21 protein-coding genes are annotated in these 23488 nt (G+C 46.3%); 15 read left to right on the top strand and 6 right to left on the bottom strand.

Features of this window, described 5'->3' with window-relative positions; genetic code table 11:
* Positions 1–12: 12 nt before the first annotated feature.
* The 7 genes from AB5542_RS13490 to AB5542_RS13460 all read left to right on the top strand — a co-directional run bounded on the left by AB5542_RS13490 (position 13) and on the right by AB5542_RS13460 (position 7689).
* Positions 13–1629 carry a RagB/SusD family nutrient uptake outer membrane protein gene (locus tag AB5542_RS13490; RefSeq protein ID WP_279038760.1) on the top strand — a complete coding sequence of 539 codons (1617 nt, stop codon included), beginning with the start codon at positions 13–15 and terminating at the stop codon, positions 1627–1629.
* A 31-nt stretch (positions 1630–1660) separates the two neighbouring features.
* The gene (locus AB5542_RS13485; protein ID WP_087422154.1) at positions 1661–2587 is read left to right on the top strand and encodes a hypothetical protein; all 927 of its coding nucleotides are present in this window, start codon (positions 1661–1663) and stop codon (positions 2585–2587) included.
* Between the two features lie 6 nt (positions 2588–2593).
* Positions 2594–3319: a fibrobacter succinogenes major paralogous domain-containing protein gene (locus AB5542_RS13480; RefSeq protein WP_087422153.1), complete on the top strand. Its 726-nt coding sequence runs from the start codon at positions 2594–2596 to the stop codon at positions 3317–3319.
* 80 nt (positions 3320–3399) lie between these two features.
* Positions 3400–4572 (top strand): TlpA disulfide reductase family protein, encoded by a 1173-nt coding sequence (locus tag AB5542_RS13475; protein WP_087422152.1) that lies wholly within the window; start codon positions 3400–3402, stop codon positions 4570–4572.
* A 13-nt stretch (positions 4573–4585) separates the two neighbouring features.
* Positions 4586–5833, top strand: coding sequence for a thioredoxin family protein (locus AB5542_RS13470; protein ID WP_279038759.1), 1248 nt, complete (start codon positions 4586–4588; stop codon positions 5831–5833).
* Positions 5834–6068: 235 nt separating this feature from the next.
* The gene (locus AB5542_RS13465) at positions 6069–7340 is read left to right on the top strand and encodes a sugar MFS transporter (protein ID WP_229128289.1); all 1272 of its coding nucleotides are present in this window, start codon (positions 6069–6071) and stop codon (positions 7338–7340) included.
* Between the two features lie 106 nt (positions 7341–7446).
* On the top strand, positions 7447–7689 hold the full coding sequence (locus AB5542_RS13460) for a hypothetical protein (protein ID WP_087422150.1): 243 nt from the start codon (positions 7447–7449) through the stop codon (positions 7687–7689).
* Positions 7690–7720: 31 nt separating this feature from the next.
* Here the strand turns inward: AB5542_RS13460 and AB5542_RS13455 are convergent, their stop codons facing one another.
* From AB5542_RS13455 to AB5542_RS13440, 4 genes are all read right to left on the bottom strand, one after another.
* On the bottom strand, positions 7721–8299 hold the full coding sequence (locus AB5542_RS13455) for a lactate utilization protein C (protein WP_087422147.1): 579 nt from the start codon (positions 8297–8299) through the stop codon (positions 7721–7723).
* 153 nt (positions 8300–8452) lie between these two features.
* Positions 8453–9820: a lactate utilization protein B gene (locus AB5542_RS13450; RefSeq protein WP_279038758.1), complete on the bottom strand. Its 1368-nt coding sequence runs from the start codon at positions 9818–9820 to the stop codon at positions 8453–8455.
* A gap of 42 nt (positions 9821–9862) precedes the next feature.
* Complete coding sequence (locus tag AB5542_RS13445; RefSeq protein ID WP_118301950.1) at positions 9863–10600, bottom strand: (Fe-S)-binding protein; 738 nt, start codon at positions 10598–10600, stop codon at positions 9863–9865.
* A gap of 78 nt (positions 10601–10678) precedes the next feature.
* A complete protein-coding gene (locus AB5542_RS13440) occupies positions 10679–12178 on the bottom strand; it encodes an L-lactate permease (protein ID WP_279038757.1) in 1500 nt (499 codons plus the stop codon).
* 229 nt (positions 12179–12407) lie between these two features.
* On the opposite strand from AB5542_RS13440, the gene AB5542_RS13435 reads away from it, so the two are divergent.
* From AB5542_RS13435 to AB5542_RS13425, 3 genes are read left to right on the top strand one after another with little or no spacing between them, the layout of a single operon-like run.
* A complete protein-coding gene (locus tag AB5542_RS13435; protein WP_087422143.1) occupies positions 12408–12986 on the top strand; it encodes a hypothetical protein in 579 nt (192 codons plus the stop codon).
* A gap of 12 nt (positions 12987–12998) precedes the next feature.
* Entirely contained in the window at positions 12999–13448 is a 450-nt protein-coding gene (gene smpB, locus AB5542_RS13430; RefSeq protein WP_027199788.1) for an SsrA-binding protein SmpB, read from the top strand.
* Between the two features lie 11 nt (positions 13449–13459).
* The gene (locus AB5542_RS13425; RefSeq protein WP_279038746.1) at positions 13460–14680 is read left to right on the top strand and encodes a zinc-dependent metalloproteinase lipoprotein; all 1221 of its coding nucleotides are present in this window, start codon (positions 13460–13462) and stop codon (positions 14678–14680) included.
* A gap of 165 nt (positions 14681–14845) precedes the next feature.
* Here AB5542_RS13425 and AB5542_RS13420 read toward each other — a convergent pair whose 3' ends face one another.
* Together AB5542_RS13420 and AB5542_RS13415 are read right to left on the bottom strand one after the other, a co-directional pair.
* The gene (locus AB5542_RS13420) at positions 14846–17617 is read right to left on the bottom strand and encodes a hypothetical protein (RefSeq protein WP_279038745.1); all 2772 of its coding nucleotides are present in this window, start codon (positions 17615–17617) and stop codon (positions 14846–14848) included.
* 290 nt (positions 17618–17907) lie between these two features.
* The gene (locus tag AB5542_RS13415) at positions 17908–19794 is read right to left on the bottom strand and encodes an amidophosphoribosyltransferase (protein ID WP_087422249.1); all 1887 of its coding nucleotides are present in this window, start codon (positions 19792–19794) and stop codon (positions 17908–17910) included.
* Positions 19795–19985: 191 nt separating this feature from the next.
* Here AB5542_RS13415 and AB5542_RS13410 point away from each other — a divergent pair, with 191 nt between their 5' ends.
* From AB5542_RS13410 to AB5542_RS13390, 5 genes are all read left to right on the top strand, one after another.
* A complete protein-coding gene (locus AB5542_RS13410) occupies positions 19986–20360 on the top strand; it encodes a hypothetical protein (protein WP_279038744.1) in 375 nt (124 codons plus the stop codon).
* A gap of 131 nt (positions 20361–20491) precedes the next feature.
* Positions 20492–20842: an NADH-quinone oxidoreductase subunit A gene (locus AB5542_RS13405; RefSeq protein WP_087422139.1), complete on the top strand. Its 351-nt coding sequence runs from the start codon at positions 20492–20494 to the stop codon at positions 20840–20842.
* Complete coding sequence (locus AB5542_RS13400) at positions 20833–21396, top strand: NADH-quinone oxidoreductase subunit B (protein WP_027199792.1); 564 nt, start codon at positions 20833–20835, stop codon at positions 21394–21396. The genes AB5542_RS13405 and AB5542_RS13400 overlap by 10 nt, the downstream gene beginning before the upstream one ends.
* A gap of 130 nt (positions 21397–21526) precedes the next feature.
* Positions 21527–23152: an NADH-quinone oxidoreductase subunit C gene (locus tag AB5542_RS13395; RefSeq protein ID WP_087422138.1), complete on the top strand. Its 1626-nt coding sequence runs from the start codon at positions 21527–21529 to the stop codon at positions 23150–23152.
* 116 nt (positions 23153–23268) lie between these two features.
* Positions 23269–23488: NADH-quinone oxidoreductase subunit H (locus AB5542_RS13390; RefSeq protein WP_368243124.1), on the top strand; the 220-nt coding region annotated here is incomplete at its 3' end.

Raw genomic sequence — 23488 nt, 5'->3', positions numbered from 1 at the left:
AGCTATTGAGATATGAAAAAGATATTAGGTATATTTTGTATAACTTTATTACTTGGCTCCTGTTCCAGTTTCTTGGAAGAATATTCTCAGGATCTTTCCAAGGTGGAAAGTTACACTGATTTGGATGAAGTCCTGTTAGGAGAGGCTTACCTGCCGGTGGGAAGAATCTGGAGTGCCAACAGTATGCTAAAAGTTGAAAATAAATATTTCCAAACTGCTCATTATATGTCTGACGAGTTAACCGTATTCAGCTGGGATGACCGGGGAGATATTAACGGTGTTCAAGACGAAATGTTCGGCTGGCACACGTGGCAACAGGACGTCGGTTTAAATGCAGAAGGCAGTTCTCGTAACGCAGAAGATGAAGACTGGAACAAAGCTTATCACTGTATAAACATCTGCAACATGGTCATAGACGCCATTGACGAACAACACGCTGCAAACGAAGAACAGAAATTGGAAAAAAGCAGAATCAAGGGAGAGGCCCATTTTTTAAGAGCCTTATACTACTTCACGCTGGTAAATATGTACGGGAAACCTTATTCCCCGGAAAATCTATCAGCACCAAGTATTCCCATAAAACTAAGCCCCGTCGTGGAAGACAAAGAATACACGACAAACACCGTGGGCGAAACATACAATCAAATTTTAAAAGATCTGGATGAAGCCGACACGTGTTTGATCAATACTACAATTAAAAATCGTCCCTACCGAGCCGACATTACCGCCGTGTATTTGTTGAAAAGTCGGACATACCTGTACATGCAAAATTGGAAAAAAGCTTATGAATATGCTCAAAAAGCACTGGCAAAAAATGATAATCTACTAGATTTAAACACCTTATCTTCCGGGAGCGGAGACGTGTTAACCAAATCTTCCCCGGAAACCATATTTTCCATGGGTGGACACCTGTTAGCCTCTTCCATCTACCAACAACGCAGATTCAGTTACGGCAAATGGGTGGCTTGCCCGGTATACACGATCTCTGACGATCTTGTCTCCGCTTTCAGGGAAGGGGAAAATGATTTGAGGATGCAATACTATATCATGAAAGACATCATCGGTGGCGGATGGGATTTCACAGGTTACATGAACGCCTGGGTATTCAAAAAAGTTGCCGGATGGGAAAATTTAGGCTACAAAGAAGTTTCCGATCAGTTCTTGTTCAGAACTGCAGAAGCGTATTTAAATGCCGCCGAGGCCGCGGCCTACATGGGAGAAGAGGGAATAGCCAGAACCCTGTTGAAAGCATTACGGGATAAACGACTAATAAACAGTACAATGCCCACAGAAAGCGGGGAATCATTGGTAACCCTGATCCGGGAAGAGCGCCAATGTGAGCTTTGCCTGGAAGGACATCGCTGGTACGATCTGCGTCGCTATCTGGTATGTGAAAAATATCCTTACTCGAAAACGATTACCCACTATTACACGAGCTTTGATTACAACGGTCCGCTGTACACGAAACGTTACATGCTTGAAACCAATGATCCGGCTTACACGTTAGCCTTACCCAAAGAAGTTCTGGACTTCCAAAATAACTTGGGAACAAATCATCGTCCCACTCGAACAAGCACAGATTACACACCCGAAGAACCGGATGATGTAACTCCACCCGTTCAAGAATAGATATAAAAAAGTATGTATAAAACAGACGAATATGAAGAACAAAATATATTTATGGCTATTTGCCATCCTACTAAGCATAACAGCTTGTCAGAAAGAAGATAACTTAACACTTAGTGGAACCCGTGATCCTTTTGCCCCGGACCCCAAAGCCACGGACGAAGAATCTGTTTTGCGACGGAGTTTTTATGAAAACACCGGATGCTATCTCCTGTTCAACGATACACTAAGACATGAATACAAGGGACTGGACGCCTACGGTAACCCCTATTACGAAACAGAATTAATCGGTCTGGAATGGTCGATGACAAGCGTGCAGGGTTCACGATTTATTTTCGATTATTTAGAGACACAAAACCAAAAACAACAAACAGCGGACTTTTTACAAACTTATCTGATTCCTTACGTGCAAAATATTTTACCCTATTCTATTCTTGCCGTGAACAAAATTGATCAATATGACGAAAAATCAGGCGTCTATCAATATCAATCTTCCCCGTCAAGCTATTCGAACATGCGTTGTCTGGCCTTAAATGTCAGCTCTCTATGGAAAGAAGGTATTGATAAAACAACATACGCTCAATCCATCTGTTACAACATCATTCTTGCCAGTTGGGGAGGCGACCCGAGTTACTATTATTACGGTGGTCTAGCTGAAGAATTCTTCAATGTAACAAGAAAACGTCCCTACTGGGTATATTACAATGATGACAAAGCGTATTATGATTTCCCGTATGGTTTAGGGGATGAGGATATTGAATTATTCTACGAAGTCGGATTCTTGGAGAATACCAATGAAACCAAGACTCCGACAACAGAAGAAGACGCAATTTCCTACATCAAAGCCTGTTTGACCATAACAGATGAAGAATTCCGCAGTCGCTATGGCAGTTACGAGGCAGTGATGAAAAAGTATGAAATAATCAAACCATTGGTTGACGCAACCAACATTCAATTCTAAGATGTTATGAAAAAATACTTGATTTATATATGTATGCTGTGGGGTATAGTCATTTCTTGTAATGATGATGATAACTTACCCAAAATCTCGCCCAAAGATTCCGGTGAATGGACCGATAGTCGAGATAACACCACTTACGGATGGATTCGTCTGGGAAATTTAGATTGGATGACCTCAAATTTAAAATACGGTAGCCCGTATTATGAAAATGAATATGGAGGTCCCCTGATGGATAATTATGGAAATCCCCGGAGTGTTGTTTCATGGTATGCCGATTTTGATTTCGAATCCGATTATAAAAAATACGGTAACCTGTATACTTGGGAAGAAGCATTAGAAGTCTGTCCGGAAGGATGGCGACTGCCTACCGACGAAGATTGGCAGAATCTTGAAATCGCATTAGGTATGTCAACAAAAGAAGTCGGCGAGGAAGGATGGCGAGGAAATCACCAAGCAACCTTACTCCGTCAAGGAACAGAAGGTTTGGGTATGGCATTACAAATCTGCGGGTGTGCCTGCTTAACAGGTCCCTATTCCCCGTCTTTATATCTAAATAGCGTGGAAGAATCCGGATATTACTGGACGGCAACCGAAAAGAAAAACAACGGCCTGGAAGAAACAACCGTTTATTTCCGCAAATTATTTTATTCTTATTCTACCGTTTACCGGGGAACGACACCTTTGGATAAACTCATGCGAATTCGCTGCGTACGGGACGCACAAAATAATTGAAAATAGAAAATGGAGAATGACAAAAAAGGGATTTCTCCATTTTCAAAAAAAACGTCGTATTACAATTTAAATCACAAGTTATGAGATATTTATCACTATTTATATTACTCGCGACAATCGTAGCCTGTAACTATAAGCCGATGGATCATTTCGTGATTCGCGGAACGATTCCGGGAGCCATGGATAGCACGGAAATTATTTTAGCCCCTAACGGGAGATATAATAACAGAATTGCCACGGGATATGTTATTAACGGGAAATTTGAACTCCAAGGGAAGGCCCATGAACCCGTATATTGTCGTTTGAGCATGAACAATCAGGATATCATCGACCGGAAAGGGTTACGAAACGAGAATCTGACGAAATATGCGGAAATCGACTTTTTCGTGGAAAACGGGGAACTAACATTTCAAACTCCTCACATCGACAGCTTACCGGAATCTTTCTGGCGCTATGACATCCGTAAAGAAAAGAACTACATGCTGAAAGGTTCCACCACACAAGACATTTTTTCCCGGTATCAGCAACAAACCATTCCCCTGCGCCACAATATCCGGACACTTGACCGGGCTTACATGGAGAACTCACGTATAGAAGATTTTAAGACGTTACAGGAACAACAAATAAAATTGGAAAACTTAACCAAGGAATTCATTAAAAACAACCGGAATCTAGCCGTAAACCTTCACCTCGCGGAACAACTGAAAAAAGAGCCGTTTACTTACGACCAAACCTATTTGGATGAATTGGCAGAGCTATTCGTCTCTTATCAGGACACCTGTGCCGCGCTGAAACAATTCCGTCAAGACCTGCAAAAAGCCAAAGTATTCGTGCAAGGTAAAGCGTTACAAGAAGGAGAAATAATTACTCCGGACGGGAAAAAGGAATCGCTTCTTTCCCAACTGAAAAAAGACCGCTACACGGTAATCGATTTCTGGGCATCTTGGTGTGGGCCATGTCGTGCCAGCTTTCCCCACTTGCGGGAAATGTACAAAACATACGGGGAAAAAGTGACCTTTATCAGCCTGTCGGTAGATAAAAATGAAAAGGACTGGCAAAAGGCCCTTGGGGAAGAGAAATTACCCTGGAATCAATACCTCGCTACCCCGGAACTAAGTAAAAATACCCGTGATGCCTATAATTTAACAAGTATTCCTACTTTCTTGGTCATTGACCCGGAAGGCAAAATCATATTCTCAGGACACAACAGCGGGGAACTTGAAACAACACTGGAAACAAAATGTAACATCTAAAACAAGTATCAGAATGAAAACAATATACCTATTTATTACCTGCATTTTAGTGCAATATGTAGCGTTCGCACAAGATGGTGTCAATTTTCGGGACCTAACATTTAACGAGGCATTAGCACAAGCCAAAGCCGAGAAAAAGATGGTATTCATGGACTGCTACACCTCTTGGTGCGGGCCATGCAAAAACATGACCAACAACGTGTTCCCACAAAAAGCAGCCGGCGACTACTTCAATTCCCGTTTTGTCTGCGTGAAATATGACATGGAAAAAGGAGAAGGCAAAGAGTTGGCCAACAAATTCGAGGTACACGCTTACCCGACTTTCATCATCTTCCGACCTGACGGAACCATACAGCACAGAGTAGTTGGTGGTGATGAGCTGGAAACTTTCATTCAACGGGTAGAGAGAGGACTAAATGAAAAAACATCCCTCCCCTACCTGAGCGACCGGTATGAAAAAGGCAAAATGAACAAACAGGAATTAATGACCTACAAGGAAATCTTGTCCGAAGCCGGAGAGGATGAAAAAGCCGGAAAAGTATATAACAAACTACTCTCCCGCCTGACAGACAAAGACAAGGTAAAAAAAGAATTCTGGCCGATCTATGAAGATGAAAGTTGCCAAATCGGTTCCCCGGTATTCGACTTCCTGTTGGCAAATCTATCCTCCATCCGGGAAAACGTGGGAACGGAAAAAGTCGACAATTACCTATTCCGTAAATACAGCAAGATACTGGAGGATTATATCCTTGGTTATCAAAAAAAAGATGCTGTCCCGGTAAGCCTGTTAAAACAACAAATCCCGGGACTAAACATCAAACAACAGCAATCATTAAACACGATGTTACCTCTCGCCGAGATGGTATCGGACCGCAATGTTAAAACACTGGCCTCCGTTATCGAATCAAAGATACCAACAGCCGGCACACAAGAACTAAAAATGTACATTTTCGCTTACAGGGCAATACGCTGGCAAACAAAAGACGCTGATGCTCAACCCCAATTTCAGGAAACAGGCCGTAAATTAACCGACTTAGTTATCGCCTCCATGGAAAACAGGCAAGCCTCTCTCACAGCGAGTGATTTACAGGAATACCCGATTATCTTGATGTCCCTGCAAGACACCATGAGTAAGGACAACTATTCCCGTCTAGCCGCCATCGGGGAAAAAGTCATCCCGAATTTACCCGACAGTCAGGAAAAGAAGTACATCCAGAGTACATTCGACAAATACCGGAAACTCTCTCTCAAAAAACCTTAACACGAAACGTAAAGCCAGATAAAACATTTCTAATAATAAGTTGATTATTGATTACTATTTCTAGTTTGAATGACCGGGGTACAGGAACTTATCATTGTACTCCGGTTTCTATATACACCTTCCCCGCGGCCGCACGAATAATTTTTCCCAATTTCATTCATCATTATCAAAAATTAATAACTTTGTAGATTCTTGAAAGTGTTTACGTGTTTATGTATATTTTAACGAAAAGATGATGGAACAAAAGAAAAATTCTTACAGTATGGGGATTATCATTATCGGTATCCTCTTCTTTATCTTCGGGTTCGTCACGTGGTTGAACGCCACCTTGATCCCTTATCTTAAAATCGCCTGCGAGCTGCAACATGAGTGGCAGGGGTACCTGGTGACCTTCGCATTCTACATTGCCTACTTTGTCATGGCACTGCCCTCATCCTGGGTACTGCGGAAAACAGGATACAAGAACGGTATGATGCTTGGCCTTCTCGTAATGGCCGTCGGTGCATTACTGTTCATCCCGGCCGCCATGACTCGCACCTACGGGTTATTCCTGCTTGGATTATTCATCATGGGTACGGGACTATCCGTACTTCAGACAGCTTCTAACCCTTACGTAATCGAGCTTGGCCCCGCCGAGAGTGCCGCCCAGCGCGTGAGCATCATGGGTATCTGTAACAAGGTGGCCGGAGCTATCAGCCCGCTGATCCTCGGATCAATCATGCTGAAAGACATCGACTTACTTGAGGCAAAATTACAAACAATGGATGCCATTCAAAAAGCCGCGGAACTCAACATCTTGGCCTCCAAATCCATCGTACCCTACGTCGTGATCATGGTATCGCTCGTTGTACTGGCACTATTCGTTCGTTTCTCCCCGCTTCCCCAAATCGAGGATCCGGAAGAAGAAGAAGGTAGCCTGCAACACAGCGGGAAATCAAGCATATTCAGTTTTCCCCACCTCTGGATCGGAATTGTGACCCTGTTCCTGTACGTGGGAGTTGAAGTGATTGCTATTGACACGATCATTGGTTATGCCCAATCCATGAAAATGGACATGGATACCGCCCGGATATTCCCGACTTACGGTATGATCGCCATGATTGTCGGTTACATCATCGGAATCATCGCCATTCCGAAATACATCAGTCAGGAAAAAGCCCTTGCTTGCTGTGCTGCCCTAGGAGTTATCCTCGGAATCTGTACCGTCATGTTGCCGGGAGAGATCTCCATCTGGTGCCTGACGCTGTTAAGTCTGGCAAACTCACTCATGTGGCCCGCCATCTTCCCGCTTGCCATCTTCGGGTTGGGACGTCACACGAAGACCGGATCGGCCCTGCTTATCATGGCTATCGCCGGAGGAGCCTTACTTCCAATGTTATACGGTTCGCTAACCGCTTCTATGGGACACCAAGGAGCCTACTGGATGATGTTGCCTTGCTACCTATTCATTTTGTACTTTGCGGTAGCCGGACACCGGGTTGGAATCAAACACCTTTATAAAAAATAGTTACAAATTTCAGGTTTGCAGGTTACAAGTTTATCACTAACCTGCAAACTTGTATTTTGTAACTTGCAACTTATTAACCTGTAACTCGCCGTAGGCGAATCAAGCTATGGACAAAACAAAAGCTGCCAAAAATCAAAAATTATTCGGGATTGCCGCCGTTGCATTCCTCTCGATCGGAATTGTACACGTGGGCTATAAAGCCTTAGAAATATCAGCCCATGAAGAATGGGGAATGCCGTGGTATTTCGCTATCTTTTCTCCGGGATTGGTTTACGTTTTCCCATTAATCGTGTGTATCGTTGCCTATTTCTTCTTCTCGAAAGAATTAAAGAAAAAAGACGAAGAATAATAAAGACCATTTAAAAATGGCCTTTATTATTTTACTCCAATATCACCGTCACGGCTCTTGCCCCATGCGCCCCGATGACTAGCGCCTGTTCAATATCGGCCGTCTTCGAGGGACCGGAAATGAAACAACCGTACCCAAAATCATCAAAAGCGGGTTGCTTGTATGCCTCATGCATATTATTCACCAGACGATTCCGGTCAAGTAGGATCACCAAGGCCTCGGAAATAAAAAAGAGAGCCTTGTAACGGGTACGTTGGTTAATCCATACCATCCCATTTTCCAGAATTCCGAAATCACCCCGGATCACCCCGACATCCGTACCGTTCAATTCCCGCGGATCATCCAACATATCGGGATTCACCGTAGCACATGTAACTTCCGGTAAATTCGATGCGATCGACCTGGCATCGGGGAACACATTCCGGATTACCTCGTTCACGTCCTGCCCTTTCTCCAACACCACGCAATTTCCTCCCACTGCCTTCATGATCTTCTCGAACTGTACCAGCGGATCAGAAAACGTCAACGGCTCGAACGTCATCTCCGGTCGTTCCACTTGATCCACCGCATGCTTTTTCAGCCTTGCTAAAATATCTTCTTTACTACCCATGTTCTAATTTTTAATTTTAAATTCCAGCCGCACAAAGCCGACACTTTTTGACTTTCAACTTTTAGTTTTTATCTTTTAACTTTTAACTTTCTAGTTCCAGCCGCACAAGGCCAACACTTTTTCAATCGTAAATCGTCATTCATAAATCGTAAATTAATCGGCTTTCAATCCCTTTTTCCACATCTCGTTAAACGTCTCCTTCGCAAACTCCGGAAGTTCCCGTCCGATACCCCACGCATCGAGAGAATTATACAACACGAATCGAGGCATACGCTCGGCAACACGTCCGGCAGCAATAGCATTATAGAACAAACCGGGATGATTCATGATAAACTTCATTCCCTTCACCATCAACTTCTTCGACGGATCAGCCAAATGCAAGGGCGCCAGATTCTGCCGCCACTTGTAAATCTGTTCAGCCAGATCGATCTTCACCGGACAAACATTCGAACAGGAATAACAAAGCGAACAGGCCGACACGTTCCCTGAATACTTCTCCGGCGACTTCAACATACCCAAGTTAATCCCCACGGGACCCGGTATAAAATACGAGTAAGAATATCCCCCCGTCCGACGATACACGGGACAAGTGTTAATACATGACCCGCAACGAATACACTTCAACATATTCACGTGTTCCGTACAGGCCAGAATATCACTTCGCCCGTTATCCACGATCACGATATGCATCTCCTGCCCTTCCACCGGTTTCTTGTAATGGGAGGTATACGTCGTTGAAGGCTGTCCCGTGGCAGAGCGGGCCAACAAGCGCACGTACAGGGCCAGAGCGTCATAATCCGGCACTACTTTCTCAAGCCCCATGATCGCGATATGTACTTTTGGAAAAGAAGTTCCCATATCAGCATTTCCCTCGTTCGTACAGACCACAAAAGCCCCTGACGAGGCCACGGCAAAATTAACACCCGTCATGGCAATATCCGCGTGCAGGAACTTCTCCCGCAAGGCAGCCCGAGCCGCGTGAGTCAGGTAAGTCGGATCGCTATTCCCCGGTTCCGTGTGCAACTCTTTCTCAAACACCTTCCCCACCTCTTCCCGTTTCACGTGAATGGCAGGCAACACAATATGACTTGGCGGTGTACCCATGAACTGCATGATCCGTTCACCCAAATCCGACTCCACGGCATCAATTCCCCTAGCCTCCAGATAAGGACTCAACCCGCACTCTTCCGACAGCATCGACTTACTCTTCACGAGATTCTTTCCCCCATGTTTCTGGATAATCTCGTAAACAATCCGGTTATGTTCCTCGGCATTTTTCGCCCAGTGAACATGAATCCCGTTTGCCGTGGCGTTCTTCTCGAACATTTCAAGATAATAGGGTAAATTGGCAATCGTGTGTCGTTTCATATTACTTGCCATCTCCCGCAACGCCTCCCATTCGGGAACATCATGGGCCATCCGGTCTCGTTTCTCCCGCACGAAAAACAGCGCTTGATCATGCCATGCTGTTCTTTCCCGGTCAGCTATAAATTTCTTGGCAGCTTTAGCGTGTGAACTCATATTTATTTGATTTACGTTATTTTCAAAATTAGTTCATAAAGTTTATAACCCTTGACTTAATATCTCCACCACGTGTATTGTCTTTATCGGCAATTTCTCCCGGCGAATAATCCCTTCCATGTGCATCAGGCAAGAACTATCCGCTCCCGTGATGTATTCCGCCCCGGTTGACATATGATCATGCACCTTATCCTGTCCCATGCACACGGACGTCGCCGGTTCCTCCACCGAGAACATTCCCCCGAAACCGCAACACTCGTCCACCCGCTTAGGCTCGAACACTTCCACGTCCTTCACCAGCGACAACAAATCCCGCAACTTGGAATAACGGGGAATCATCAACTCGCTCGGGGAAGAAAGATGCAACAACCTCTCCCCGTGGCAACTATTATGAATACTTACCTTGTGTGGGAAAGAGGCATTCAGCTTATCTACCTTCACCACATCATGCAGGAATTCGCAAATCTCGTAAATACGACTACTGATACAAGCATGTTCCTCCCGGTTCAACAACCGCGGGTAATGCTCCTTCACGAAAACCACGCAACTGGCCGATGGTCCCACCACGTAATCATACTTCTCGAACAATCCCTCCATCCGCTTGGCCAGCTCGGTCGAATCCTTCTCGAATCCACCATTCGCCATTGGTTGCCCGCAGCAAGTCTGATCCAGCGGGTAATCGACATCCAATCCCAGCGAGGTCAGCAACTTGTATGAGGCCACCCCCACACTCGGGTAAATCGCGTTAATATAACAGGGAATAAATAATCCTATTTTCATACTATATTAATTAGTTACAAGTTACAGCTTATAAAATTACAAGTTTCTATCCAAAAAATCAATCAGAAATACATCTCATCAGGCAAAAACATAAACCACCACCCCGGTAATCACCACGTAAACCAGAGCGTATGGCAAGGCAGCTTTTAGAATACTCCCCTCTTTTCCCTGCTCGTCACAAGCGGACGTGGCTATCGCTATACTTTGCGGTGAGATAATCTTACCTCCTGTCGCTCCCGCCGTGTTCGCTGCCGACAGCCAGTTCGGGTCCACCCCGATATGTCCGGCCACCCCTGCCTGCAACTTACCGAACAAGATGTTCGCCGAAGTGTCGCTTCCCGTCAGGAATGTACCCAAGGCCCCGATCGTGGGTGCGAACAGCGGGTACAAGGCACCCGTGGCTGCCGATAAGGCCACCGCCAACTGGTTGATCATCCCCGAAGTCTCCATGATCGACGAAAAACCGACCAGGCAAATTACCGTCACTATCGTCTTCCGCAACTGCACCACAGACCTCCACAACAACACCAGCAAATCCTTTACCCGGCCTCCTTGTATCAATCCACCCGCGAACGAACCGATAAACAACAACACCCCGCCCTGCGTGAGCCACTGAATCGTGTACTTCCGTTCCTCCCCGCCAATCATGAAACTCATCGTGGAACTACAAACCCCCGACAGCATTTCCCGCACCGCCGGAAACAAGGGACTCGTGAACAGGATCAATACCATGATCAACACGTACACCGCCCAGGCTCGGAACACTTCCCCTCCCGAATACGTCATCGGTATCAGTTTCTCCCCGCCTTTTCCCATCAACTTACCAATAACAACAATCACGATAATAGAAGCAATCGCCCCCACGATCGCGGGAGTCTCCGCCCCGATATAACGTGCTGCAAGATATTGTGTCGCAAGCGATACCCCACCTACCAGCAAACTCAACAACAGGTTTTTCGGCAATGCTTTCATTCTTGGGTCAGCCAGAAAAGTGATCACCAGAGGTACGAGCAACATCAACACCGACAACTGTAACACCACCGCCGTACTTAACGGGATCACGGGTAACCCCGTTTCCTGTGCCAGCACGATCACCGGAACTCCCACCGCCCCGAAAGCCGTCGGTACACTATTGGCAATCAAACTCACCAACGCTGAAAACACGGGCCGGAACCCGAGACTGATCAAAATTGCCGCCGGGATAGCTACCGCCGTCCCAAATCCCGCCATACCTTCCAACAACCCACCGAATCCCCACGTGATCAATAACACTTGTACACTCTTGTCCGTCGAAATTGAAGAAAACTGCTGTTTCAACACCTCGATCTTCTTCGTCTGTAACAGAACGTTATAACTGTATATCGCCATCAGAATAATAAACAGAATAGGCACCAACGCCTTCAACATCCCGTAAAGAAAAGAATTCACCGTGTCCGGAACCGGACTATGAAACGCTAAAATGGCCAAAAAAGCCGTGATCAACAAAGTAATAATACTACTCTTATCCCCCGCCACCTTGAATACCCCCATCAAAACGATTAACACCAGAATGGGAATTGAAGCAAAAAAAGTTTCCATACACCTTTCGTTTTAAACATTAAACTTCTTTTCATTCACCTCACCAGCCAAATACTCGACTCTCTGTTTCACGTAAAATTTAACGAAGAAATGAAAGATTTGTTACAGGATGGTTACGTTTTCATGTAAAAGTTTGTAAAGTTTATAAGATCCATGGACCTTATAAACTTTACAAACTTTACGAACCTTATGAATTAATCTCGATAAAAAACAGTATTTTCGCGTTACTATGAAGAAATTGGACATCAAAAGCATATTCACAAGGCCCCGGAAACTACTACTTCACCCCGAAACGGAATGGCAGGTGATCGGCCGGGAGAACATTGAGGGAATCGAACTTTTCAAGAATTTCCTCGTGCCTTTATCCATGCTTTCTTCTGTATGTGCAATATTGTTACGTTTATTGTCAACCTCACCTCTCTACGCCATTGGAACCGGCATCATCCTGTTCATGGCCTCCGTCGTGGGGAGCTACATCGCCTACCGGGTGACCCGGGAATATCTTTCTAATAAAGTGGCTGAAGCCAACCGGATGGCCCTTCGCCTTGCCGTGTACAGCTCGGCCGTCTTCATCCCGTTCCACTGCCTTTCCAGTGGATTCTCGGAAGGATTTATATCCCAACTCATGGCAATATGTAGCCTGCTGTGCCTGCGTACCCTTTACGTCGGGTTGAACCAATTGACAGCCCTCGACGTACAATACCGCAAAAGCGCCATCGTCATCATCGGCTTACTCGTGATCGTGTCCCCGATCATCATCCAGCAATTGTTGATGATTATGTTCAGAATACCCACTATTTACGCTTAAACGTCAAAACCTATGCAAAACGACATTAATATAAAAAATAGAAGAGCATCCTTCGACTACGAGTTCTTGGAAGAATACACCGCCGGTATCATGCTCACCGGTACCGAAATCAAATCCATCCGGGCCGGGAAAGCCGGGTTGGTGGATTCCTACTGTTACTTCCACAACGGCGAACTGTGGATTAAGGGTATGTACGTTGCCGAGTACAAACTAGGTACCTACTACAACCACATCGAACGCCGCGAACGTAAACTTTTACTACAAAAGAAAGAACTTGTCAAGCTCGAACGCAAGACCAAGGAATCGGGACTTACCATTGTCCCCGTCCGTCTCTTTCTTAACGAAAAAGGCTTTGCCAAACTTCGCATCGCCCTCGCCCGGGGAAAGAAAGAGTACGACAAGCGGGAAACCCTCAAACAAAAAGACGCCAAACGGGAAATGGACCGCTACATGAAAAAATAAAACCTACAAACATGCAAAAATACATTCTTATTTACCTTCTGTTCCTACTTGTCACTTCCTGCGAGAAGGACAAGTTCGAGGGAATAGAATTATCAACAGGCAACGAAATACAGGTAAGCAGCGAGCAACAAACCATCCGCATTGCTCTTCGGAGTGGTTCAGACTGGTCATTTGCCAGCCCAACCTCTTGGTGCCGGGCAAGCAAAATCAGTACGCCGCAAGGAGATACACTTGTGATCAACACGCAAGTCAACACGACCACAACCGAACGTACGGGGACCGTCACGATCTCCAACTCAGACCAACAAAAAATCCTTACCGTGACCCAAAAGGGAGAAATCTACTTCGAACTTCCGGTCATTTTCCACGTGTACTCGGACGGTTCCGCAAATGATGCAAAAGTCACCGCCGCCTACATTCAGGAATGTATGGATTACGTGAATAACTTCTACCGGGGCAACAACGGGAAAAGCGAGAATCTCAACCTGCAATTCACCCTTGCCACCACCACGCCTGAAGGAACTCCCTTGGTTGAACCCGGAATAAATACCGTTCAAAGTTCATCCACCTCGTTCAATGTCGATAATTATTTAAGATACAACACATACAACGGCACACAAATAACATGGGACCCCAACAAGTATATCAACGTTATCATCTGCTCCTTTACCGAAGAAAACGTGACGGGAATCGCCATGACCCCGTACACCCCGCAAGGCAAATCCCTGCCGGGTTTAAGAAGAAATGATACATATTATACCAGTCTTCCCACCAACTCCGTACAAGCCGTGATGATAAACAAGTTATTTGTAGATAAAGCAGAGACCGGGGCTTACGGCCCACAACCGGTATGGCCCACCACACTCGCCCATGAACTGGGGCATTATCTCGGGTTATTCCATGTATTTTCCGGTGGAGACAACGGGCAAACAACCGATTACTGTGAAGATACTCCCGATTATGATCGCCCGGCTTACGACACTTGGTTAGCGAGTGTATCCCGACTAACTTTTGCCCAAGCAGCACAGCGCCAAGATCGCAATGGAACCACCTTCACGTCATATAACATAATGGACTATTATTATGGCTATCGTGATCGTATTACCCCCGACCAACGAACCCGCATCAGACACGTACTTGATTACAGTCCCCTCATTCCGGGACCGAAAATTGCGGTAGAAAACACGAGTCGTGCTGAAATCATTATCGAGGAACCACTCATACTCAAGTAACCCATCATGAAGCGACGACCTTATCTAAGCCTTCCTTACACAGGAGGGAATACCATTTGGTAATCAGCTCTCCCCCGGTGTAAGGGGGAGCTGGAGGGGGTAGCTGGTTAATACAAACAAGACTCTTAAGTCAGCCTCTTGTTTTCAAACTCACGAGACTATTCCCTACTTTTCCCCCTGTGGCAATAAAAGATACCGCCTATCCTTACCGGTCAACTCCTTTTGTTCCTCGGTCAACTCCAAGAAATTATTTCCCAACCACAACCGTTTTAATGCGGGTAAATGAAACAAGAAATCCGGAACCTTTCCCGTCAACTCGTTATTCTGCACAAGGACATCTTCCAACCGTTTCATTCCCGCCCATTCATCTGGGATTTCCCCACTAAACTTATTCGCAAAGAGAGCCATTTTTTTTAGTTTTCTCAATTCTCCCCATTCTGCGGGTAACGTCCCTGTCAACTTATTCACCCCAACATCCAACATCTCCAACTCAGAAAGCCACCCCAACTCGGCAGGTAGTTCCCCTTCCAACATATTCCTACCAAGATAGAGGATGTTCAAACTTCGCATATTCCCAATTTCAGCTGGAATCGTTCCGGTCAAGTTATTTCCTAGGAGAGCCAGAACTGTCAATTTATCCAAGTAACCGATCCCGGCAGGAATCTCACCGCTCAACTTATTCATTGACAAATCCATCCTTTCCAACAAGGTTAACTCCCCGATCCCGGCAGGAATCTCGCCCGATAACTTGTTATTCCCCAACAACAAAAGTCGTAAATTCCGCAAATTCCCGATACTCGCGGGTAAAACACCTCCGGTGAAAGCATTCGAAGCGTTCAATTCCTCCAACGACTCTATATTCCCGATTTCCTCCGGGAGCGAGGAAAACTCGTTATTCGGCATAGCCAATATTCTCAACCGTCTCAAATTACCGATCTCGGGAGGCAAGGCCCCGTTAAAATGATTATTTGTCAGGTACAACCTCTCTAAACCTTCCATCTCTCCCAGTTCCGGCGGTAACACCCCACTCATCCGGTTCCCGAACACGTCCAAGGTCTTCAACCGTTTCATCCTACCGATCGAGGCCGGCAGTGTCCCCGTGATCTCGTTATTCGCCAAGTATAACTCCACCAGCGACTCCCAATCACCAATTTCGTCCGGTAAGTTACCAGCAAGACGGTTATTCTGCAAGTTCAAGAAATTCAAACTCCGCACACGTGTCATCTCGGCGGGCAACTTTCCGGTGAACGTGTTATTGTTCAAGAACAACCTAACCAAATTCTCCAACTGCCCCAATTCCTTGGGTAGCTCGCCCGACAAACGGTTCTCTCCCAAACTCAATTCAGTCAAGTTTCTCAACTTACCAATCGACGGGGGAATACTCCCGCTAAACTGATTCTTCCATAAATACAAATGTTTTAGTTCTTCCCAATTCCCGATTTCCGCGGGGATCGTCCCCGAGAAATTATTAAAACTCAAGTTCAAGTATTCCAGCTTGACCAACTTCGTTAACGCCACTGGGAATGGTCCGGACAAACGATTCGTTTTCATGTAGAAATTTCTCAAGTTTATCAGATTCCCCAACGTCTCTGGCAACTCCCCGGAAAACTCGTTCTCCGAGAGCAATAACGACCGCAAGTGAATCAATCGCCCTATCTCTTCCGGAAGAGGCCCCGAAAACCTGTTCGATGTCAAGTCCAGTAAAGTCAATCCCGTCATTTTCCCGATTTCAGCGGGTAAAGGTCCGGAAAACCTGTTATTTTGCAAATTCAAGTAATTCAATCGCACCAACTCACAAAGTTCCGGCGGCAACGGCCCGCTCAAACGATTATTACTCAAATCAAGGGATGTAAACGACACTGCCTCCTTGATTTCAGCGGGTAACGAACCTGAAAGGCCATTATCAGACAATTCCAGACGATACAATTTCGGCAAAGTGAATAACACGCCGGGGATCTCTCCCGTCAGTCGGTTAGTCGACAAAACCAACGCCCACAATTCCTTCAGATGCCCTAAAGTAGTGGGGATCGCCCCTCGCAATAAATTATTGTCCAGTGAAATATCTTGCAAAGTTTTTACGCTCCCCAACGAGGCGGGAATCTCTCCGTCTATCCGGTTTTGTCCCAATGATAAAATTCTCAACTTTTTCAGCCGGCTCCAGTCAGCAGGCAACTCACCCCGTAGGCGATTACCGAACATATTTATCTCTTCCAAGTTTTCCAGAAACATAAGCTCGTCCGGAATTTTTCCTGTCAGCAAATTCGAAGGAATATCCACACACTCTAACAACGAGAGGTTCCCAATGGCAGCCGGAATGTCCCCCGTCAATCTATTCGTACCCATCCGAAGGTATTTCAATTGCTTAAGCCCTCCGATTTCCTCCGGGATCTTCCCCGACAACTGGTTACGAGAAAGATCCAGCGTCACCAGATTTTCCAGTTTACCAATCCCGACAGGTATTTCTCCCGTCAAACGATTGCCGTTCAGTGACAACTGCCTCAACGCTGTACACTCTCCAATATCCGTTGGCATACTCCCTGTGATCTCGTTATTACACAAGTTAAGCACCTCTAATGTCTTCAGCCTGAAAATAGCTCCCGGCAGAACTCCCTTCAAACCGTTTGCTCCCAGATATATACTCAATTTCCCGTTATCATAGTTCCGCTTCACCCCGTACCACTCCTCAACAGGCCGGTCACTCAGCCAATTCTCCTTCGCCCGCCAATCTTCCCCTCCCAGAACCCAGTACAATTCTTTCAAAGCGGCTCGTTCCGCGGCTACTTGCTGCTCTTTCAGCAACAAATCCACCGCTTGTTCCCGAACGATCTTCTTTTCCTTCCCTTTTTGCCTCTCTTTACGCATTTGTGCAACTAACGGGTCATTCCCGTAACAAATGGAAAATACAAATAATAGAATAAATGACACAACTTGTTTCATAGCCGATCTTTTTAATATCCGCTACTAATTTAAACATTTACAAACAAATTGCAATAACTTTGAACGGGAAAGTAAAAACTTGGTAATTTTAAATTTTAGATTTTAGCCGCACAAGGCCGACGCTTCTTGATTTTCAACTTTTAGTTTTTATCTTTTAACTTTCCAACTACCCCCACCAACTCCCCCTTACACAGGGGGAGAGACAGGCGCAAGAAGGAGATGGCACGAAGTGACAATGCAGCGAGTTCTCCCCCTTTCCAAGGGGGAGCTAGAGGGGGTTCAATCTAAAATTAATAAGATCTTTCATTCCTCCCTTCTACCCAGTTGATATAAGCGGTGTTGACCACCTTATTACCACCGGGAGTGGGATAATTTCCGGTAAAATACCAATCACCCGTGTCATTCGGGCAAGCCACGTGCAAATCTTCGACAGACTGGAAAACCACTTTTACCTCGGCATTCAGATGCTCGTCACGCACCATCTCGGCAATCTTGTCGGAAATCTCTTCCTCGGTAAAAGGTGCGTAAATCTCTTTCACGTGGTTCACCACCTGCTCTTTGGGCAGTCCTTGTTGTGCTTTACACTTCCGGTACACCTCGTCAATCAATCCCTCCATGCCTCGTTCCTTCAACAACTCGATGGCCGCATTGAACGCTATAAACTCGTTCATCCGGGTCATGTCGATCCCGTAACAATCGGGGTAACGAATCTGCGGGGCGGAAGACACCACCACGATACGTTTCGGGCCAAGACGATCGAGAATACGCAGAATACTCTTTTTCAAAGTAGTTCCCCGCACGATCGAGTCATCAATCACCACGAGGTTATCCGTGGGCTGCACTGCCCCGTAGGTCACGTCGTACACGTGTCCCACCAGCCCGTCACGTCCGGAATCCGAGGTAATAAACGTGCGCAGCTTGGCATCCTTGATCACTATTTTCTCGATACGGGGTTCGCGGCAAATGATCTCGTCGAGCGTTTCCTCGCTCCACGTTGCCTTTCCCTCCCGGATCAAACGTTTTTTCTCCTCCACCATGTACTGCTGGATTCCTTTCACCATCCCGTAGAAGGAAGTTTCCGCCGTGTTAGGGATAAAGGAAAACACCGTGTTGTCGAGATCGCCATCCACGGCCTTTACTAAACGAGGCGTCAATAACTCGCCCAATTTTTTCCGTTCCCGGTATATATTCCTGTCATTCCCGCGGGAGAAGTAGATACGCTCGAACGAACAACTGGCACGTTGTCGTGGTTCACGCACGAGTTCCTCGGTCACGGTTCCATCTTTCTTGATCAACAGGGCGTATCCCGGACGGATCTCGGAAATTTCCATGTTCATGCCTTGGAAAGCGGTCTGGATCACGGATGCCTCGGATGCCACCACGACCACCTCGTCATCTTTGTAGTAATAAGCCGGACGTATCCCCCACGGGTCACGCATCACGAAAGCATCGCCATGCCCGACCACTCCTGCTACGGCATATCCCCCGTCCCAATCCTCGCTACTCCGGGAAAGGACCTTGGGTAAATCAACCGTACGTTCAATCAACGGGGTAATCTCCTGTTTCGAAAATCCCTTTTCTTTGTAGAAACGGTACAAATCCTGAATCTCGCTATCCAGAAAATAGCCTACCTTCTCAAGCAGAGTCACCGTATCGGAATAATTTCGCGGGTACTGTCCCGCCCGAATCAAACTCTCGAACAGCTCGTCCACGTTCGTCAGGTTAAAGTTCGCCGCCAGCGCTAAATTGTGCGCCCGCCAGTTACTTGCCCGTTTCAGTGGGTGAACGTAATCTATATTATTCTTTCCGAAAGTCGCGTAACGTAAATGCCCCAAGTAAACCTCGGAAACAAATGGAAGGTTCTGCTTTGCCCAAACAGCATTCTTCTCCCGGAGAATCTCCGGTGTAAACGGTTCGTGAATCCGGTCGAACACATCCTGTATCGGGTTCGCGTCACAGGAACGTACGCGGTCCATATACTTGTACCCCGGTTCCATGTCGAGTTTCAACCCCACGACTCCCGCGCCGTCTTGGCCGCGGTTACGCTGTTTCTCCATTAATATGTACAACCTGTTTAGCCCGTAAAGGTAAGAACCGTATTTCTTCTGATAATAATCCAATGGTTTCAGCAATCGAATCAATGCGAAACCACACTCGTGATGAATGGTGTCACTCATATTTTTTCCCTAATTTCATATATTACCCCCGAGATATTCTCCTTTCCCGGAGAGATTACAAAAGTAAGAAAAAAATATGGTTTATAAACCTTATGGCCCCGAATGTTAATCTCACGATTAACATTCTTTACCACACATTTTTCAACCAAAATTCAAAATTAGGTTATCTTTGCGAACCTTAAGTAAAAAGAATGATGTTGAACGTGCTGAAGAATAGTATATTGATCGTGTTATTCGTGTTGGTAAGTTCCAGCGGGATATTAGCAAAAGGACAAAATCTGTCCTTCAAAGAAACCTGTTTAGAACGTAAATTCTGCCGGAACGAAATCTGTGAAGTCTCCACGGTTCCCCTATTACTCTTTCTTCACGAAAGTTGCGAACTCACACTGGGTTACTCCCATGTTGTCCCGGACTCCAAATCACAATTGGTTCCCTCTTTCCTGCAAAGGAATAGCAAGAACAACACTGCGGTAGCACACTCCAAACGCAACTTGTATTTTCACCCGTATTCGACTCTCGGGAAGACCAAATACTACGTCTTTGCCCTGCGAGAAATCATTGTTTAGCCGAGATCAAACAAGTTACAGGTTGGTCGATAGCCCAGCAAATTGCAGTTACAAGTTTGCAACTTGCCGTATTTTTCCCCTGTAACTAAACTTGTCACCTGAAACTTGAAAACCTGAAACTTTTTATAATTATGAATCTTACTTTATTCGTGGTTGTGTTGATTACAGCCATTTTGCTGGTGGTTATCGCTATGAGCATTGCTCGGGCCATTTCTCCCCGTACCTTCAACAAACAGAAGGGGGAAGCCTATGAATGTGGCGTGCCTACGCGAGGAAAATCATGGATGCAGTTCAAGGTAGGATACTACCTGTTCGCCATCTTGTTTTTGATGTTCGACGTGGAAACCGTGTTTCTCTATCCTTGGGCGGTCACCGTTCAGGATGCCGGAATTAACGGTTTACTGAATGTATTATTTTTCATGCTGATCCTTATTCTCGGATTGGCTTACGCGTGGAAGAAAGGAGCATTGGAATGGAAGTAAAAATTAAATCCATGAAATATGAAGAGTTCAATGATAACGAATATCTTGAACAACTTCGGGCATCCGGCACCAATGTTATCGTGGGATGCCTTGACGATGTTATCAACTGGGGACGCTCGAATTCCCTCTGGCCGCTTACCTTCGCGACAAGCTGTTGTGGTATTGAATTCATGGCAGTGGGAGCGGCACGTTACGATTTCTCCCGATTCGGGTTCGAGGTAACACGAGCCAGCCCGCGCCAAGCCGACTTTATCATGGTGGCGGGAACCATCGTACACAAGATGGCCCCCGTGCTGAAACGTCTCTATGACCAGATGGCCGAACCCAAATACGTGATTGCCGTGGGGGGATGTGCCATTTCCGGTGGACCGTTCAAAAACTCTTACCACGTGGTGAAGGGGGTTGACTCCATCATCCCCGTTGACGTTTACATCCCCGGATGTCCCCCGCGACCGGAGGCCCTCCTCTACGGGATGATCCAACTGCAACGTAAGGTAAAAGTGGAACGTTTCCTCGGTGGCAAAAACCACAAGGAAAAAGAGAACAAAGAATAATGTAGAATTTAGAATGAAAAAGATTCCGTGATTGCCGATTCGATGATTGGGTGATTAAAATCACTTAATCATTAAATCATTAAATCACTTAATCAATAGGATCTAAAATCATTAAATCTAAAATTAGTACATGTTAGTAGATAAAATAAAAAATATTGTCCCCGAGGCAGAGATCGACGAGAGCGGTATCCTTACCGTGACGGTAGAGCCCGCCAAGTACAGGGAACTGGCTCTCCGGCTAAAAGGGGACCAGGATCTCTCTTTCGACTTCATGATCTGCATGACGGGAATGGACTGGGGCGACACGTTAGGCGTGATCAGCCTGTTACAATCCACGGCTCACGAGCATAAATTATTTTTAAAGACGTTCACCGCCAACCGGGAAAACCCGGAACTGCCCACAGTTTCGGACATCTGGGCCACGGCCAACCTGAACGAACGTGAAGTGTACGACTTTCTCGGTATACGGTTTATCAACCATCCTGATATGCGACGTCTGTTCCTGCGGAACGACTGGGTCGGCTATCCGTTACGTAAAGACTACAATGCAGACCCCGAAATAAACCCGGTACCTCTGGAAAGCGAAGAAACGCTGGATGCAACCCCCACGTTCGAGGCTAATTCCCACGACGGGGAAGTCAGCGAGAAAGAGAACATCTTGTTTGAAGAAGACGAGTACGTGGTGAACATCGGGCCACAACACCCCGCCACTCATGGTGTACTCCGTTTCCGGGTATCACTGGAAGGAGAGATCGTGAAAAAGGTGGATGTCAACTGCGGGTACATCCATCGAGGCATCGAGAAATTGTGTGAAAGCCTCACCTACCCGCAAACGCTGGCTTTGACAGACCGTTTGGATTACCTTGCCGCGCACCAGAACCGCCACGCGCTTTGTATGTGCATCGAGGAAGCCATGGGCCTGGAAATCCCGGAACGGGTGAAATACATCCGCACCATCATGGACGAGCTAAACCGTCTTTCCTCTCACCTCTTGTTCTGGTCATGCCTCTGCATGGATATGGGAGCGCTGACCGCTTTCTTCTACGGTTTCCGTGACCGGGAGAAGGTGTTGGACATCATGGAAGAAACCACGGGAGGACGACTGATTCAGAACTACAACGTGATCGGTGGCGTGATGGCAGACATCCACCCGAACCTGATCAACCGGATCAAAGAGTTCATCAAATACCTCCCCCCGATGATCAAGGAATATCACGACGTGTTCACGGGCAACGTGATCGCCCAACAACGTCTGAAAGGCGTCGGCGTTCTCAAGAAAGAGGACGCCATCAGTTACGGGGCATCCGGCCCGACGGGACGCGCCTGCGGGTGGTCATGTGACGTGCGTAAACACACGCCGTACGGGGTATATGACAAGGTGGATTTCAAGGAAATCCTCTACCCGGAAGGAGACTCGTTTGCCCGTTACATGGTGCGCATGGAAGAGATTCTCGAATCATTACATATACTGGAACAACTAGTAGATAACATCCCCGCGGGAGACTACGCCGTAAAGACCAAACCGCTGATCAAATTGCCGGAAGGTCACTATTTCAAGAGCGTGGAAGCCAGCCGGGGTGAGTTCGGTGTTTACCTCGAAAGCCGGGGAGACAAATACCCTTACCGGGTAAAATTCCGTTCCCCGTGCCTGCCACTGGTATCCATCGTCGACCTGATCACGAAAGGCGGTAAAATCGCCGACCTGATCGCTATCGGCGGTACGCTGGACTACGTTGTTCCGGACATTGACAGATAACTTGGAAGATAAAAGTTAAAAGATAAAAACTAAAAGTTGAAAGTAGGAAATTAGGAAGCGTCGGCCTTGTGCGGCTGGAATCTAAAATCTAAAATCATTAAATCTAAAATTAGTATATGTTTGATTTCTCAACTATAACACAATGGGTAGATGAACTCTTGAGGAGTTTTCTCCCGCACGCTGCTGCCACGCTGGTTGAGTTTATCCTAATTGGGCTTTGCCTGCTCGTGGGATACGCCGTGATCGCCCTCGTGCTGATCTACGTGGAACGTAAAGTGTGTGCCTTTTTCCAGTGTCGTATCGGACCGAACCGGGTGGGGCCTTACGGGACCATAC

This window comes from Butyricimonas sp. RTP31003st1_G1_RTP31003_210430, assembly GCF_040920905.1.
GTDB lineage: Bacteria > Bacteroidota > Bacteroidia > Bacteroidales > Marinifilaceae > Butyricimonas > Butyricimonas paravirosa.
Note: the sequence above shows the minus strand (reverse complement) of the source record. Positions and strands in the feature narration are given on the sequence as shown.

What these genes read in the sequence shown, in the direction of transcription:
- AB5542_RS13490 (WP_279038760.1), top strand. Translation starts at nt 13, where the DNA reads ATGAAAAAGATATTAGGTATATTTTGTATAACTTTATTACTTGGCTCC.
- AB5542_RS13485 (WP_087422154.1), top strand. Translation starts at nt 1,661, where the DNA reads ATGAAGAACAAAATATATTTATGGCTATTTGCCATCCTACTAAGCATA.
- AB5542_RS13480 (WP_087422153.1), top strand. Translation starts at nt 2,594, where the DNA reads ATGAAAAAATACTTGATTTATATATGTATGCTGTGGGGTATAGTCATT.
- AB5542_RS13475 (WP_087422152.1), top strand. Translation starts at nt 3,400, where the DNA reads ATGAGATATTTATCACTATTTATATTACTCGCGACAATCGTAGCCTGT.
- AB5542_RS13470 (WP_279038759.1), top strand. Translation starts at nt 4,586, where the DNA reads ATGAAAACAATATACCTATTTATTACCTGCATTTTAGTGCAATATGTA.
- AB5542_RS13465 (WP_229128289.1), top strand. Translation starts at nt 6,069, where the DNA reads ATGGAACAAAAGAAAAATTCTTACAGTATGGGGATTATCATTATCGGT.
- AB5542_RS13460 (WP_087422150.1), top strand. Translation starts at nt 7,447, where the DNA reads ATGGACAAAACAAAAGCTGCCAAAAATCAAAAATTATTCGGGATTGCC.
- AB5542_RS13455 (WP_087422147.1), bottom strand. Translation starts at nt 8,299, where the DNA reads ATGGGTAGTAAAGAAGATATTTTAGCAAGGCTGAAAAAGCATGCGGTG.
- AB5542_RS13450 (WP_279038758.1), bottom strand. Translation starts at nt 9,820, where the DNA reads ATGAGTTCACACGCTAAAGCTGCCAAGAAATTTATAGCTGACCGGGAA.
- AB5542_RS13445 (WP_118301950.1), bottom strand. Translation starts at nt 10,600, where the DNA reads ATGAAAATAGGATTATTTATTCCCTGTTATATTAACGCGATTTACCCG.
- AB5542_RS13440 (WP_279038757.1), bottom strand. Translation starts at nt 12,178, where the DNA reads ATGGAAACTTTTTTTGCTTCAATTCCCATTCTGGTGTTAATCGTTTTG.
- AB5542_RS13435 (WP_087422143.1), top strand. Translation starts at nt 12,408, where the DNA reads ATGAAGAAATTGGACATCAAAAGCATATTCACAAGGCCCCGGAAACTA.
- smpB (WP_027199788.1), top strand. Translation starts at nt 12,999, where the DNA reads ATGCAAAACGACATTAATATAAAAAATAGAAGAGCATCCTTCGACTAC.
- AB5542_RS13425 (WP_279038746.1), top strand. Translation starts at nt 13,460, where the DNA reads ATGCAAAAATACATTCTTATTTACCTTCTGTTCCTACTTGTCACTTCC.
- AB5542_RS13420 (WP_279038745.1), bottom strand. Translation starts at nt 17,617, where the DNA reads ATGAAACAAGTTGTGTCATTTATTCTATTATTTGTATTTTCCATTTGT.
- AB5542_RS13415 (WP_087422249.1), bottom strand. Translation starts at nt 19,794, where the DNA reads ATGAGTGACACCATTCATCACGAGTGTGGTTTCGCATTGATTCGATTG.
- AB5542_RS13410 (WP_279038744.1), top strand. Translation starts at nt 19,986, where the DNA reads ATGATGTTGAACGTGCTGAAGAATAGTATATTGATCGTGTTATTCGTG.
- AB5542_RS13405 (WP_087422139.1), top strand. Translation starts at nt 20,492, where the DNA reads ATGAATCTTACTTTATTCGTGGTTGTGTTGATTACAGCCATTTTGCTG.
- AB5542_RS13400 (WP_027199792.1), top strand. Translation starts at nt 20,833, where the DNA reads ATGGAAGTAAAAATTAAATCCATGAAATATGAAGAGTTCAATGATAAC.
- AB5542_RS13395 (WP_087422138.1), top strand. Translation starts at nt 21,527, where the DNA reads ATGTTAGTAGATAAAATAAAAAATATTGTCCCCGAGGCAGAGATCGAC.